Below are 12,390 nucleotides of genomic sequence, written 5' to 3'. Positions count from 1 at the left end.
GCTTCTTTTCATTGTCGTCGAAGGCTCCAGCCGAAGGTGGCATGCGTCGGAGGAGGCGTCGATGTCAGCCTGTCAGGTTCAGCCCGATATCCCCATCGGATTGGGCAGGTAGCCGACGAAGCCGGCGATCTTCCAGCGCCCACCGACCCGATTGCACAGATAGAGGGTCTGCCAGTTGATGGCATCGGTGCTGCCGTCGGCCTTGGCGATGATGCCGTCGAACTTCTTGTGCGCCACCGCCCGCTCGCCATTGATGTCGATATCTCGGAGCGAGGTGATGCGATAGAGCGCTTCGCGGCGGGGTTCGGCATAGGCTGTGGCGGCCGAAAGCCGGGCCTGGCTCAGCCAGCGGTCGCGATAGTCCTCGAGGCGCGGGAAGATCATGCGCCATTCGTCCGGATTGGCGGATTTGAGGCCGCTCAGGCCGAAGAAGGTGTCGGCGAGGAAATCGTCCGCCACCGCCGGCCAGTCCACCTTGAGATAAGCCTCGATGTCGCGGCGGACCAGCATCTCCCACAGGGCGTGGCGCTCGGGATCGTCAGGGAAGGGATTGGTGTCGAGGGGCTTCGTCATGGATGGCGTTCGAATTCTCGAGTCCCGGAACAGGTTTCCATCATTGCGAGCGCAGCGAAGCAATCCAGCTTTTTTGAAAGGCCATGCTTGCGGCGACCGGATTGCTTCGCTGCGCTGGCAATGACGATAGAGCGAATTTGCGATCCACTCGTTGCCTTACAGTCTCGCCCCGCTCTGCGGGTCGAAGACGTGGACATTGGTTCTGGCGACGTCGAGGTAGAGCGTCTCGCCCGGCTGGGGCGACAGGCGCTCGCGGAACACCGCCCGCATCTCGGTGCCGTCGATGGTGCCGAACAGATGGGTCTCCGCGCCGGTGGGCTCGACAACGCCGACTACGAAGGGAAAGCCGGTCTGTTCCGTGCCGAGCAGGAAATGCTCGGGGCGGATGCCGATCTCCACCGCCTGCCCGGAAACGGCGGCGCTGTCGCCCATCGGCAACAGCAGGCCATTCTTGGTGCGCAGCCGTGGGACCCCGTCACCCTTCTCGGCCGTGCCGGGAATGAAGCCCATCGAGGGCGAGCCGAGGAAGCTCGCCACGAAGCGATTGGCGGGCCTGTCATAGAGCTCCAGCGGCGAGCCGACCTGCTCGATATGGCCGGCATTCATCACCACGATGCGGTCGGCCATGGTCATGGCCTCGATCTGGTCGTGCGTGACGTAGACGATGGTGGTCTTCAGGTCCTGGTGCAGCGCCTTGATCTCGGTGCGCATCTGCACGCGCAGCTTGGCGTCGAGATTGGAGAGCGGCTCGTCGAACAGGAAGAGCTCGGGCTGGCGCACGATGGTGCGGCCCATGGCGACGCGTTGGCGCTGGCCGCCGGAGAGCTGGCGGGGGTAGCGGTCGAGATAGTCGTGCAGGTTGAGCACACCAGCCGCCTTCTGCACGCGCGGCGCGATCGACTGGGCGCTTTCGCCGCGCATGCGCGGACCGAAGCCGATATTGGCGCGCGTCGTCATGTGCGGGAACAGAGCGTAGCTCTGGAACACCATGGAGATGTTGCGCTGCTGTGGCGACAGCTTGTTGGCAAGCTTGGAGCCGATCCACAATTCGCCGTCCGAGATCTCGTCGAGGCCGGCGATCATGCGCAGCAGCGTGGACTTGCCGCAGCCGGAAGGGCCGACCAGCACCACGAATTCGCCGTCGCGGACATCGAGGTCGATGCCCTTGAGGATCACGGCCGAGCCATATCGCTTTTGCAGCGCCTTGACCTGCAGGCCCGCCATGTCACGACCTCCTCTCGATGATGTCGCGCACGAAGCGCAGATTGCCGGCGGTCAGGCCGCCGTCGACCGGCAGGACCGCTCCCGTCACGCCGGCGGCGAGCGGGGAGGCCAGGAAGACGGCTGTATTGGCGACGTCCTCGGGGCGCACCATCCGCCCGAGCGGGTAATGGGAGACGACATCTTCGAGGATCGTCGGATCCTTGGCAAGGCGGTGGTCCCAGGCCGGCGTGCGCACCGAGCCGGGGCAGACCACATTGGCGCGGATGCCGTCGCGGCCGGCTTCCACCGCGATCGACTTGGCATAGGCGATCAGCCCGGCCTTGGCCGCCGAATAGGCGGGATTGCCGTAATGGCCGAGCCCGTTGACCGAGGCGACGAAGACGATCGAGCCGCCGCCGCGCGCCGCCATCGCCGCCATCACGGGGCGGGTGACGTGAAAGGCGCCGGTGAGGTTGATGGCGAGTTCGCTGTCCCAGACCGCGTCGTCGACGTCGGCCAGCGTTTCGGCCCGGGTGAAGCCGGCATTGTTGACCAGCACGTCGGGGGCGCCGCCCCCGGCCACCAGGCCGGCAATGGCATCGGTGCAGGCCTTGGCGTCGGTAAGGTCGAAGACGAGCCGGTGCTGCAGGGGCAGGCTTTCCAGCAGAGCCGCATCCCTGTCGGCGCCCGAGACCGCGGCGCCGGCGCGGGCAAAGGCTTCGATCATGGCCCGCCCGATGCCGCCGCCGGCGCCGGTGACCAGGACATGGCGTCCCGAAAGGCCGAAGGGGTCGGGGAGGGATGGCTCGCTCATGGTGACGTTTCTTCCTGAGCGCGGACGTCCTCGTCCGCTCTTCCTGACTGCATGTGCTGCGCCCGGGGAGGGGAGGAACGGGCGGACGAGGACGTCCGCGCTCCCAGGGAAGCACCCGTGGGACTCACCCGAACAAAGACGCGCCATCTATGCATGGCGATGGTGGGAAGGCAAAGTCGGATCGGGCCTTTTGCGCCTCGGATTGCGGTCAGCGATGCGCGGATCAAATCCACCCCGGCCATAGGCCGGCTGGTCAAATCCCGCTTGCGCGGTTTTCGATTACGGGGAACATTAGCGCCCTCTTGCGGCGAGGCGCGCGGGGGCGCGGCAACGACCGCAGCAATGATAAGGACGGGGACGTTTCATGACAATGATCGGACGGATGGCGATGCTGCTCGCAGGCGCCAGTCTCCTGGCTTGCGCTTCCATCGCGCAGGCAGGCACGGTACGCGTGACCATCGCCGAATATTCCAAGGATACCGGCCCCTATTTCAAGGAAGCCGCGGAGGCGTTCCAGAAAGCCAATCCCGACACCAAGGTCGAGATCGAAGTGGTGCCGTGGGACAATCTCCAGCAGAAGCTGACCACCGATATCTCGGCCGGCACCAATGCCGATCTTTCGATCATCGGCACGCGCTGGCTGCTCGACTATGTCTCCCAGGGCGTGGTCGCTCCGCTCGACAGCTACATCACGCCCGAGTTCAAGGCGAGCTTCATCCCGACCTTCCTGTCGCCCTCGGTGATGGACGGCAAGACCTATGGCCTGCCGATCGCGGCTTCCGCGCGCGCCATGTATTACAACAAGGACGTCTTCGCCAAGGCCGGCGTGACCGAGTTCCCCAAGACCTGGGCCGACTTCCAGGCCGCCGCCGCCAAGATCAAGGCATCCTCGCCTGACGTGGCGCCCTTCGGCCTGCAGGGCAAGGAAATTGAGACGGACGTCTATTTCTACTACGGCATGTGGTCCAATGGCGGAGCGATCGTCAAGGACGGCAAGTCCGGCCTCGACAGCCAGGCGGCGATCGATGCGGCCAAGCTCTATAAGGGCTTCATCGACGGCGGCCTCACCGAGCCGGGCGTGACCTCCTATGCCCGCGAGGACGTGCAGAATCTGTTCAAGCAGGGCAAGGTCGCGACCGTGATCACGGCGCCCTTCCTCTCCGGCCAGATCAAGAAGGAAGCACCCGACCTGAAATATGGCGTGGCGCCGATTCCGCTCGGGCCCAACGGCAAGCCCTTCACCTATGGCGTGACCGATTCGATCGTGCTGTTCGAAAATTCCAAGGTGAAGGACGAGGCCTTCAAGTTCCTCGCCTTCCTGTTCTCGACCGAGCAGCGCACCGCCTTCGACAAGAACGAGGGCTTCCTGCCGGTGAACGCCGCCGAGGCGAAGGATCCTTATTTCGCCGATGATCCGGACAAGAAGGTGTTCGCCTCCCTCCTGCCCAACGCGATCTTCGCGCCGGTGATTCCGGGCTGGGAGGACATCGCCCAGACCACCTCCAACGCGATCCAGACCATCTATCTGGGCAAGGGCGAGATCGAGCCGACGCTCAAGGAAGCCGCGGCCAAGGTCAACGGCATCCTCGAGAAGAAGTAGCGGGATGATGGGTGGGGGCAGCGAATGATCGCGGTTCCATAGGCAAGCGATACGCTGCCCCTCACCTCCTCTCCCCGTAAGAACGGGGCGAGGGGCGCCGGGTGTTGCGCTTTAATGTAAAACGCCGCATTTGCTGGACAGAGCGCGACGCCAAGCTCCCCCTCGCCCCGTTCTTACGGGGTGTCGTCAACTCTCTTGAGTTGACTAGGGTAAGGGTGAGGGGCAGCACAGTCCGTGCTGTGAAAAACCAATCAGCTCTTCCCTTCGGCACCGAGGAGGCACACACCGTATGGGGCGTGCGACACCCTATCTTCTGATCCTGCCAAGCTTCCTGATGGCGGCCTTCATCATCTTCTGGCCGCTCTATCAGATCGGCCAGATTTCGCTGCATGACGTCAACCGCTTCGGCATGCTCCGGGAGTTTTCGGGTCTCGCCAATTTCCAGGCCCTGTTTGCCGATCCCGATTTCATCGCCGCGCTGTGGCGCACGCTGATCTGGACGGTGGGCGTGGTGGCGGGCACGCTGATCGTCTCGGTGCCGATCGCCCTGATCCTCAACGACGATTTCTACGGCCGGAGCCTTGCCCGCGTCATCATCATGCTGCCCTGGGCGGTGTCGCTCGCCATGACGGCGGTGGTCTGGCGCTGGGCCCTGAACGGCGAGAGCGGCATGCTCAATTCCGGGCTCAGGGGCCTTGGCCTGACCAGCCGCAACATCGAATGGCTGGCGGACGCCTCCACCGCCTTCCCGATGCAGATCCTGATCGGCATCCTGGTTTCGATCCCCTTCACGGTGACGATCTTCCTGGGCGGCCTGTCCTCGGTGCCCGACGATCTCTACGACGCCGGCGCGGTGGAGGGGGCGAGCCGCTGGCAGCAATTCACCCATATCACACTGCCCTTGCTGAAGCCCTTCATCAACATCGCTTTGGTGATGAACACCATCAACGTGTTCAATTCCTTCCCGATCATCTGGGTGACCACGCAGGGCGGCCCGGCCAATTCGACCGACATCCTGGTGACCTATCTCTACAAGCTCGCCTTCCGCCTGGGTAAGTTCGGCGAGGCGGCGGCGGTGTCGATCATCATGTTCGCGCTGCTGCTCGTCTTCGCCATCATCTATGTGCGGCTGGCCATGCGCGAGGAGCAACAGGCATGAGCAAGCTCAAGCGCTCCGTGCTCTATTGGGTGCTGCTGTCGCCCCTGATCATCCTCACGCTCTTTCCCTTCGCCGTCATGCTGGTGACGGCGCTCAAGCCGACGGAGGAGATGCTGTCTTCCTCCTGGTGGCCGAGCCGGCCGGTCTGGGGCAATTTCGTCACCATGTATACCGAGACGGCCTTCGGGCCGGCGCTCGCCAATTCGCTGATCGTGTCGCTGGTCACCACCGTGCTGACGGTGCTCGTCGCCATTCCCGCCGCCTACGCGCTCAGCCGCTACCGCTTCGCCGCGCGCGGGGCGTTCCGGCAGTTCCTGCTGATCTCGCAGATGCTTTCGCCGATCGTGCTGGTGTTCGGCCTGTTCCGCCTGCTGGTGGAACTCGGCAGTCGCCTCGGCTTCCAGCTCATCGACAGCCTGACCGGCGTGACCTTCATCTACATCGCCTTCAACCTCGCCTTCGCGGTGTGGATGCTGCAGAGCTATTTCTCCACCATTCCCAAGGATCTGGAGGAGGCGGCCTGGATCGAGGGGGCCAGCCCCTTCGCCACGCTGGTCAAGGTGTTCCTGCCGCTGGCGCTGCCGGCCATGGCGGTGACGGCGATTTTCACCTTCATCAATGCCTGGAACGAATATGTCATCGCCCTCACCATGCTGCGCAAGCAGGAAGCCTATACGCTGCCCTTGCAGGTGGTGAATCTGGTGGCAGGGCGCTACACGGTGGAATGGAACTATGTGATGGCGGCCGCCCTGGCGGCGACCATCCCGATCGCGATCCTGTTCACCTGGCTGCAGCGCTATTTGATGCGCGGCCTTGCCCTGGGGGCGGTGAAGTAGGACACGTGTCATTGCGAGCGAAGCGAAGCAATCCAGAAACTTCCGGCACGGAACGTTGCTCTCTGGATTGCTTCGCTTCGCTCGCAACGACGCAAATCATTGGCACAACCTACCGGGATATCCATGACCAAGCAGCATTTCGGCAGCTCCCACGTTCCCCTGTCCCCGGCCGTGCGGGCGGGTGACAGCATCCATATTTCCGGCCAGGTGCCGACCCTGCCGGACGGCTCGGTGGTGCCGGGCGGCATCGAAGCGCAGACGCGCCAGGTGATGGAAAACCTCGCCAAGGCCCTGGCGCTGGCCGGGGCCGGGCTGGAGGACGTGGTCAAGACCACGGTGATCCTGGCCGATGCCCGCGATTTCGGTGCCTTCAACAAGGTCTATGGCAGCTATTTCCCCGCCAATCCGCCGGCCCGCACCACGCTGGAGGCCCGGCTGATGATCGACATCAAGATCGAGATCGAGGCAATCGCCTACAAGCCGCTCTGAGCGGCAATGCGGTTTAACCAAGGAGGAGCGCTCGATTCGTATGGCCGGGTCCCGATTGGCAATCCTGTCAGCCCGCCGGCCGATGGCGCTTGCCGCTTCCGGATAGGCGGGTCGGAAGGAGTTCCTTGTCATGCCGTGACTGCGACGCGGCATTTCATGCCGCATCATCGCGCCATTGCGTGCTGCAATGCGTGCGGGATGAGAGCGAGCTTCACCCCATCGCCCCGAAAAACGCTGCCTTCATACTGGACAAAGTCGGGTGTTTGTCTTATCGATGATGCGAACAAACAGGGAACATTATCATGAAGCTCGGTTATGTCGTCCACTATGTCCGCGATGTCGTCGAGACCTCGGCTTTCTACAAGCAGGCCTTCGGGCTGGAGACGCGCTTTATCGCCGAGGGGCAGTTTGCCGAGCTCGTCACCGGCGAGACGGCGCTGTGCTTTGCCGATGAGAGTTTCGTCACCGACATGACCGGTCCCTTCCAGCCCAACCGGCCGGATGCGCCGCCGGCCGGCATGGAGATCGCGCTGGTGGTCGACGATGTCGAGATCGCCTACAAGAAGGCCCTGTTCGCCGGGGCGCAGGCGGTGTCGCCGCCGGCCCAGAAACCCTGGGGCCAGATCGTTGCCTATGTGCGCGACAACAATGGCTGCCTGGTCGAGATCTGCACCAAGGTCGTGGTCTGAGCGGGCGCCGCGGCTCAGCCGTTGACGATGATCACCGTCATGATCACCGCGGCGACGCTGATGCAGAAGACGACGCCGATCACCAGCTGTACCAGGGCATTGGCCGAGACATAGGTGCCGGCGACGCCGCCCAGCACGCGGACGGCCGTCTGCTTGCCCTCGCCGGCAGCGGCGATCGGATGCCCGCAGGACGGGCAGGCCAAGGCCTGCTCGGAGACGCGCTGGCTACAGGCCGGGCAGGGGATCAACGCCATGATGTCGCCTTTTGCTGGAGGATCATGATGGAAAGGGCCTCAATCATTCCGGCGGCTTGCCGATCTCGAATTCCACCCGGCGGTTGCGCTGGCGCCCCTCGGGATCGTCGGCGCCGTCCGCCTTCTGGTTGGGCGCCACGGGGCGGGTCTCGCCATAACCCTGGATGGTCAGGCGGCCGGGGCTGATCTTGCCGCGGGCGAGATAGGCCTTCACCGAGGCGGCGCGGCGCTCGGACAGAGCGAGATTGTAGTCGTCCTCGCCCTTGGCGTCGGTATGGCCGCCGATCGCCACCGGCGCCTTGGGGAAGGCCTTGAGCACCTCGACGAGGCGGGCCAGCACCGGCCTGGCATCGGCGCGGATGTCGGCCTTGTCGAAATCGAACAGCACGTCGCCGGGCAGGCTGATCAGGATCTTGCCCTCGTTCTCGCGGGCGCCGAACTGCTCGAGCAGAGCCTGCGTGCGGCTGCGCAGCTTGGCCGGCACCTCCTTGAGGCGCAGGCTGGAGGCTCCGCCGACCGGCTCGAGCTGGCTCGCCCGGGTTTGTGGCGCAAAGCGCGTGGGCGGCAGGGCATAAGGCTGCCAGCGGCTGGCGCCGATGGATCTGGGGCGAATCGTCGACGGCTGCTCCCCGATCGGCTCGTGGCGGTGCTCGATGACGAGGGCCGAAGCCGGCAGGACCGGAAGAACCAGGGCCAGCAGCGCCATGGCGGCGCCTGGACGCCTCATTGCGCCTTGACCGGGATCTTGAGCGTCAGGCCGGGGGCGTTGAGGTCATCGCCCGCATTGCCGTTGTTGAAGACCAGCCGGACCTCGCCGGCATCGGCCGGGAGGCGGCCGGGAAAGACCAGCTCGCCATCCATGCTCTGGCCGTTCTGGATGATCAGATAGGGGTTGTCCTCGGGCTGGCGCAGGCTGAGCTTCTGGTCGCCGCCGATGTCGAGAAAGGCGTTGATGTCGTTGAGATTGACGCGGTTGGTCTGGCGGCTGTCGAAGGACGCGACGAGGCTGACCACCGTGGCGTCCTCGCCCACGGTGATCTTCTTGACGATCACCGTCACGCCGGCGGGAATGCTGGTCTGCACGCTGCCCTGATACGCCACGCGGGCGGCCTCCTCGGCCATCGAAGGGGTGGCGATCGCCAGGACCAGGCCGGCCGCCGCCACCGCGCGCGCAAAAAACCGCTTCATTCCAGCTCTCCCCAGCACATCGATCAAATCCAAAAGCCGATTGCAAGCTTATGGATTTCAGCCCGAAACTATCACCGGGCCTGTCGGCGGTTCAACCATGCGATCATCTACAGCTATAGGCTGTGGACAGAAGAGCGGAAGCTGCCGCCAGGCCAGGGCATTACGACAGCCTGGATGCGTCATTGCCGTGCCGGACGGCTATACCTGCGGGAACACAGGTCGTGCGGCGCGTCGAGGCGCGGACGCATCTCAATGCCGGAAGTGGCGCGTGCCGGTGAACACCATGGCAAGGCCCGCCGCGTCGGCGGCGGCGATCACCTCGGCGTCGCGCTGCGAGCCGCCGGGCTGGATCACGGCGGTGGCGCCGGCGGCGACCGCAGCCTCCAAGCCGTCGGCGAAGGGGAAGAAGGCATCCGAGGCCACCACCGAGCCCTTGGTGAGGGGTTCCGGCAGGCCCGCCAGCTTGGCGGCGTCGGCGGCCTTGGCGGCTGCGATCCTCGCCGAATCGACGCGGCTCATCTGTCCGGCGCCGATGCCGACGCTGGCGCCGTCCTTCACATAGACGATGGCGTTGGACTTCACATGCTTGGCGATGCGGAAAGCGAAGGCGAGGTCGGCCATCTCCTCGGGCGTCGGGCTGCGCTTGGTCACCACCTTCAGCGTCATGTCGTCGACCACGGCATTGTCGCGCGACTGCACCAGCAGGCCGCCCGCCAGCGTCTTGGCGGTGAGGCCTTCCGCGCGCGGATCGGGCAGGGCGCCGGTGACGAGCAGGCGCAGATTCTTCTTGGCCGAGATGATGGCGATGGCTTCCTCGCTGGCGTCGGGGGCGACGATCACCTCGGTGAAGATCTCGACGATCTTGCGGGCGGTGTCGGCATCGAGCGTGCGGTTCACCGCGATGATGCCGCCGAAGGCCGAGACGGGGTCGCAGGCAAGGGCCTTCTCATAGGCCTCGACGAGCGTCGGCGCCTCGGCGACGCCGCAGGGATTGGCGTGCTTGACGATCACCACGGCGGCGGACTTGGCCGGATCGAACTCGGCCACGCATTCGAAGGCGGCGTCGGTGTCGTTGAGGTTGTTGTAGGAGAGCGCCTTGCCCTGGAGCTGGCGGGCGGTGGCGACGCCCGGGCGCTTTTCGGGGGTGAGATAGAAGGCCGCGCTCTGATGCGGGTTCTCGCCATAGCGCAGCGCCTCGGCCAGCGTGCCGCCGAGGGCGCGGAAGGTGGGCGTATCCTCTTCCAGCGTGGCGGCGAACCAGTTGGAGATGGCGGCGTCATAGGCACCGGTGCGGGCATAGGCCTTGGCGGCCATGCGGCGGCGGAAGGGCAGGCTGGTCGCCCCCGCATTCTCGGCGATCTCGGCCAGCACCTCGTCGTAATCGGCGACGTCGACGATGACGGTGACGTCGTCATGGTTCTTGGCGGCGGCGCGGATCATGGCGGGGCCGCCGATGTCGATGTTCTCGATCAGGTCCTCGAAGCTGCCGCCGCGGGCGAGCGTCGCCTCGAAGGGATAGAGATTGACGACGAGGAGGTCGATCGGGCCGATGCCATGCGCGGCCATGGCGGCGCGGTGCTCCTCATTGCCGCGGATGGCGAGCAGGCCGCCATGCACCTTGGGATGCAGCGTCTTGACGCGGCCGTCCATCATCTCGGGAAAGCCGGTGATGTCGGAGACGTCTTTGACGGGCAGGCCCGCCTCCTCCAGCGCCTTGCGCGTGCCCCCGGTCGAGACCAGCTCGACGCCATGGGCGGCGAGGCCCTTGGCGAAATCGATCAGGCCTGATTTGTCCGAAACGGACAGCAAAGCGCGGGCGATGGGGGCAGCAGCGGTCAAGGTCGAGATCTCCAGGGCGGGGTTTGGCCGCTTGATAGCGCAAGATGAGGGGAAGGGGGAGATTTTATGGGAGAGGCAGGCATTCCGGGTGCGCGGACGTCCCGTCCGCCTCTTGGAAACGCTGTGCTCACCGAAGGGAAGAGGCGGACGGGACGTCCGCGCACCCGGAAACACCCGCATTTACACGCTGCACCAATAGGGATATCGTATGTCCGTAATTGTCGGCGCGTGCTGCCGCTGCGGAACGAGCGTATGATCCTGAAAAGCCAAGTCGAATGGGCGCTGCATTGCTGTGCGATCCTCGCCGGCCTGCCGGCGGGGCGCTACCTCTCGACCAAGGCGCTGGCCGAGTTCCACGGCGTGCCGAAGGAATATCTCTCCAAGGCGCTGCAGCACCTCTCGCAGGCCGGGCTGGTCGACACCACGCTCGGCCCCTCCGGCGGCTACAGGCTGGCGAGGCCCCCGTCCGAGCTGACCTTCCTCGACATCGTCGAGGCGGTGGAAGGGCCGTCGCGCACCTTCGTGTGCACCAATATCCGCGCCAACAATCCCTGCCGCCCCAAGGGCTATTGCGAGAGCGCGCCCTGCGCCGTGGCGCGCATCATGTGGGAGGCGGACGAGGCCTGGCGCCAGAAGCTGCGCAGCGTCAAGCTGTCCGATCTGGTCGGAATCCTGTCGCAGGAGATCCCGGCTGAGCTGTGGAAGAATAGCTTCGAATGGGTGCTGGCGCGGGCAGGATGAGGGAAGCGGGCGAGGGCGCCAGGGCGAGGCCGCCGGCCCCGCAGGCCTGGTAGAGCCGGTCCAGCACCTCGTTGCGCGCCGGCGTGCGCCGTGCCGGATTGGCCACGCAGAACTGCAGCTCGGCCTCGATCGCCAGCGCATCGACGCTGCGGAGCGCCACGATCGGTGCGGGATCGCGGAGGATCTCCCCGCAGGCGCCGAGCACGGCCCGCAGCGCCTCCACGCTGTCGCGCGGGTCCTGGCTGGCGGCGATCCGCACGCTCTGGCTGATCCAGTGGGTCTCGTCGGGGCGGCTGAGATTGGTCAGGCTGAGCTTGGCCAGCAGGCTGTTGGGCAGCACCACCACATTATGCGCGCCCGAGAGCAGGTTGGTGGAGCGCCAATTGGTCTCGATCACCCGCCCCTCGGTGCCGTCGCCGAGCACGATCCAGTCGCCGAGGCCATAGGAGCGGCCCAGCGTCAGGGCGATGCCGGAAAACACGTCGCCGAGCGTGTTCTGCAGGGCGAGGCCGAGGATGACGGCGACCACGCCGGAGGTCGCCACCAGCGTGCCGACCGGCACGCCGAACACGAAGCCCAGGATCGAAAGGGCGACGCCGAGATAGGCGAGGGCGACGAACAGATCCTGCAGCAGATGGGCCTCGCGCGGCCGGCGGTTGAGGGCGAAATAGATGTGCATCAGGCCGATCACGGCCCAGGCCAGATGCGTCCACCACAGCACCCGCGCCGATTTGGCGACGAAGGCGGCGAGACCGGCGGCCTCGCGCGCCCCGAGTTCGTGCGGCCAGATGCCGTAGGCCCCGAGCAGCACCGTCATGCCGGTGAAGAACAGGAGCTGCACGACCAGCCGCGCCATCGGGCGCCGGCGCCCCTGCAGATGCCAGACGACGATGCCGGCGAGCCCCAGCAGGTCGATCAGCACGAGAGGCAGGAAATCGGGATCATCGACCATGGCGGGGGCTCGAGGGGGAAACGCTTGTATGGGGACCGCACCACGTTCGGTGC

The 12,390-nt window shown here is 65.6% G+C and carries 14 protein-coding genes; 6 read left to right on the top strand and 8 right to left on the bottom strand.

Going from position 1 to position 12,390, the window contains the following annotated elements:
* Positions 1-78: 78 nt before the first annotated feature.
* From J8I29_RS21485 to J8I29_RS21475, 3 genes are all read right to left on the bottom strand, one after another.
* Positions 79-573, bottom strand: a complete 495-nt coding sequence (locus J8I29_RS21485) for a hypothetical protein (protein ID WP_209433204.1) — start codon at positions 571-573, stop codon at positions 79-81.
* A gap of 156 nt (positions 574-729) precedes the next feature.
* On the bottom strand, positions 730-1,797 hold the full coding sequence (ugpC, locus tag J8I29_RS21480; protein WP_105863994.1) for a sn-glycerol-3-phosphate ABC transporter ATP-binding protein UgpC: 1,068 nt from the start codon (positions 1,795-1,797) through the stop codon (positions 730-732).
* Between the two features lies 1 nt (position 1,798).
* Positions 1,799-2,590 (bottom strand): SDR family oxidoreductase, encoded by a 792-nt coding sequence (locus tag J8I29_RS21475; protein WP_209433203.1) that lies wholly within the window; start codon positions 2,588-2,590, stop codon positions 1,799-1,801.
* A gap of 364 nt (positions 2,591-2,954) precedes the next feature.
* On the opposite strand from J8I29_RS21475, the gene J8I29_RS21470 reads away from it, so the two are divergent.
* The 5 genes from J8I29_RS21470 (at position 2,955) to J8I29_RS21450 (ending at position 7,363) form a co-directional block, all read left to right on the top strand.
* Positions 2,955-4,190, top strand: a complete 1,236-nt coding sequence (locus J8I29_RS21470) for a sugar ABC transporter substrate-binding protein (RefSeq protein WP_209433202.1) — start codon at positions 2,955-2,957, stop codon at positions 4,188-4,190.
* A gap of 289 nt (positions 4,191-4,479) precedes the next feature.
* Positions 4,480-5,349 carry a sugar ABC transporter permease gene (locus tag J8I29_RS21465; protein ID WP_105863997.1) on the top strand — a complete coding sequence of 290 codons (870 nt, stop codon included), beginning with the start codon at positions 4,480-4,482 and terminating at the stop codon, positions 5,347-5,349.
* Complete coding sequence (locus tag J8I29_RS21460; RefSeq protein WP_105863998.1) at positions 5,346-6,185, top strand: carbohydrate ABC transporter permease; 840 nt, start codon at positions 5,346-5,348, stop codon at positions 6,183-6,185. The genes J8I29_RS21465 and J8I29_RS21460 overlap by 4 nt, the downstream gene beginning before the upstream one ends.
* A gap of 123 nt (positions 6,186-6,308) precedes the next feature.
* Positions 6,309-6,674: a RidA family protein gene (locus J8I29_RS21455; protein ID WP_105863999.1), complete on the top strand. Its 366-nt coding sequence runs from the start codon at positions 6,309-6,311 to the stop codon at positions 6,672-6,674.
* Positions 6,675-6,976: 302 nt separating this feature from the next.
* Positions 6,977-7,363: a VOC family protein gene (locus tag J8I29_RS21450; protein WP_209433201.1), complete on the top strand. Its 387-nt coding sequence runs from the start codon at positions 6,977-6,979 to the stop codon at positions 7,361-7,363.
* Positions 7,364-7,377: 14 nt separating this feature from the next.
* On the opposite strand, the gene J8I29_RS21445 is transcribed toward J8I29_RS21450, so the two are convergent.
* From J8I29_RS21445 to purH, 4 genes are all read right to left on the bottom strand, one after another.
* Positions 7,378-7,617, bottom strand: a complete 240-nt coding sequence (locus tag J8I29_RS21445) for a hypothetical protein (protein WP_209433200.1) — start codon at positions 7,615-7,617, stop codon at positions 7,378-7,380.
* Positions 7,618-7,660: 43 nt separating this feature from the next.
* Positions 7,661-8,344, bottom strand: a complete 684-nt coding sequence (locus J8I29_RS21440) for an OmpA family protein (protein WP_209433199.1) — start codon at positions 8,342-8,344, stop codon at positions 7,661-7,663.
* A complete protein-coding gene (locus J8I29_RS21435; RefSeq protein WP_209433198.1) occupies positions 8,341-8,805 on the bottom strand; it encodes a hypothetical protein in 465 nt (154 codons plus the stop codon). The genes J8I29_RS21440 and J8I29_RS21435 overlap by 4 nt, the downstream gene beginning before the upstream one ends.
* Before the next feature lie 249 nt (positions 8,806-9,054).
* Positions 9,055-10,644 carry a bifunctional phosphoribosylaminoimidazolecarboxamide formyltransferase/IMP cyclohydrolase gene (gene purH / locus J8I29_RS21430; protein WP_245197228.1) on the bottom strand — a complete coding sequence of 530 codons (1,590 nt, stop codon included), beginning with the start codon at positions 10,642-10,644 and terminating at the stop codon, positions 9,055-9,057.
* A 252-nt stretch (positions 10,645-10,896) separates the two neighbouring features.
* On the opposite strand from purH, the gene J8I29_RS21425 reads away from it, so the two are divergent.
* Complete coding sequence (locus tag J8I29_RS21425; protein ID WP_105864005.1) at positions 10,897-11,385, top strand: Rrf2 family transcriptional regulator; 489 nt, start codon at positions 10,897-10,899, stop codon at positions 11,383-11,385.
* On the opposite strand, the gene J8I29_RS21420 is transcribed toward J8I29_RS21425, so the two are convergent.
* Positions 11,291-12,337, bottom strand: coding sequence for a mechanosensitive ion channel family protein (locus J8I29_RS21420; protein WP_209433196.1), 1,047 nt, complete (start codon positions 12,335-12,337; stop codon positions 11,291-11,293). The genes J8I29_RS21425 and J8I29_RS21420 overlap by 95 nt on opposite strands.
* Positions 12,338-12,390 lie beyond the last annotated feature (53 nt).

This window comes from Labrys sp. LIt4, assembly GCF_017813775.1.
GTDB lineage: Bacteria > Pseudomonadota > Alphaproteobacteria > Rhizobiales > Labraceae > Labrys > Labrys okinawensis_A.
The sequence above is the reverse complement of the archived record's forward strand: the minus strand, read 5'-3'. Positions and strand labels throughout refer to the sequence as shown.

Coding starts and splice junctions, on each gene's coding strand:
- J8I29_RS21470 (WP_209433202.1), top strand. CDS start 2,955: ATGACAATGATCGGACGGATGGCGATGCTGCTCGCAGGCGCCAGTCTC.
- J8I29_RS21445 (WP_209433200.1), bottom strand. CDS start 7,617: ATGGCGTTGATCCCCTGCCCGGCCTGTAGCCAGCGCGTCTCCGAGCAG.
- J8I29_RS21475 (WP_209433203.1), bottom strand. CDS start 2,590: ATGAGCGAGCCATCCCTCCCCGACCCCTTCGGCCTTTCGGGACGCCAT.
- J8I29_RS21435 (WP_209433198.1), bottom strand. CDS start 8,805: ATGAAGCGGTTTTTTGCGCGCGCGGTGGCGGCGGCCGGCCTGGTCCTG.
- J8I29_RS21455 (WP_105863999.1), top strand. CDS start 6,309: ATGACCAAGCAGCATTTCGGCAGCTCCCACGTTCCCCTGTCCCCGGCC.
- J8I29_RS21450 (WP_209433201.1), top strand. CDS start 6,977: ATGAAGCTCGGTTATGTCGTCCACTATGTCCGCGATGTCGTCGAGACC.
- J8I29_RS21460 (WP_105863998.1), top strand. CDS start 5,346: ATGAGCAAGCTCAAGCGCTCCGTGCTCTATTGGGTGCTGCTGTCGCCC.
- J8I29_RS21485 (WP_209433204.1), bottom strand. CDS start 573: ATGACGAAGCCCCTCGACACCAATCCCTTCCCTGACGATCCCGAGCGC.
- J8I29_RS21465 (WP_105863997.1), top strand. CDS start 4,480: ATGGGGCGTGCGACACCCTATCTTCTGATCCTGCCAAGCTTCCTGATG.
- ugpC (WP_105863994.1), bottom strand. CDS start 1,797: ATGGCGGGCCTGCAGGTCAAGGCGCTGCAAAAGCGATATGGCTCGGCC.
- J8I29_RS21440 (WP_209433199.1), bottom strand. CDS start 8,344: ATGAGGCGTCCAGGCGCCGCCATGGCGCTGCTGGCCCTGGTTCTTCCG.
- J8I29_RS21420 (WP_209433196.1), bottom strand. CDS start 12,337: ATGGTCGATGATCCCGATTTCCTGCCTCTCGTGCTGATCGACCTGCTG.
- J8I29_RS21425 (WP_105864005.1), top strand. CDS start 10,897: ATGATCCTGAAAAGCCAAGTCGAATGGGCGCTGCATTGCTGTGCGATC.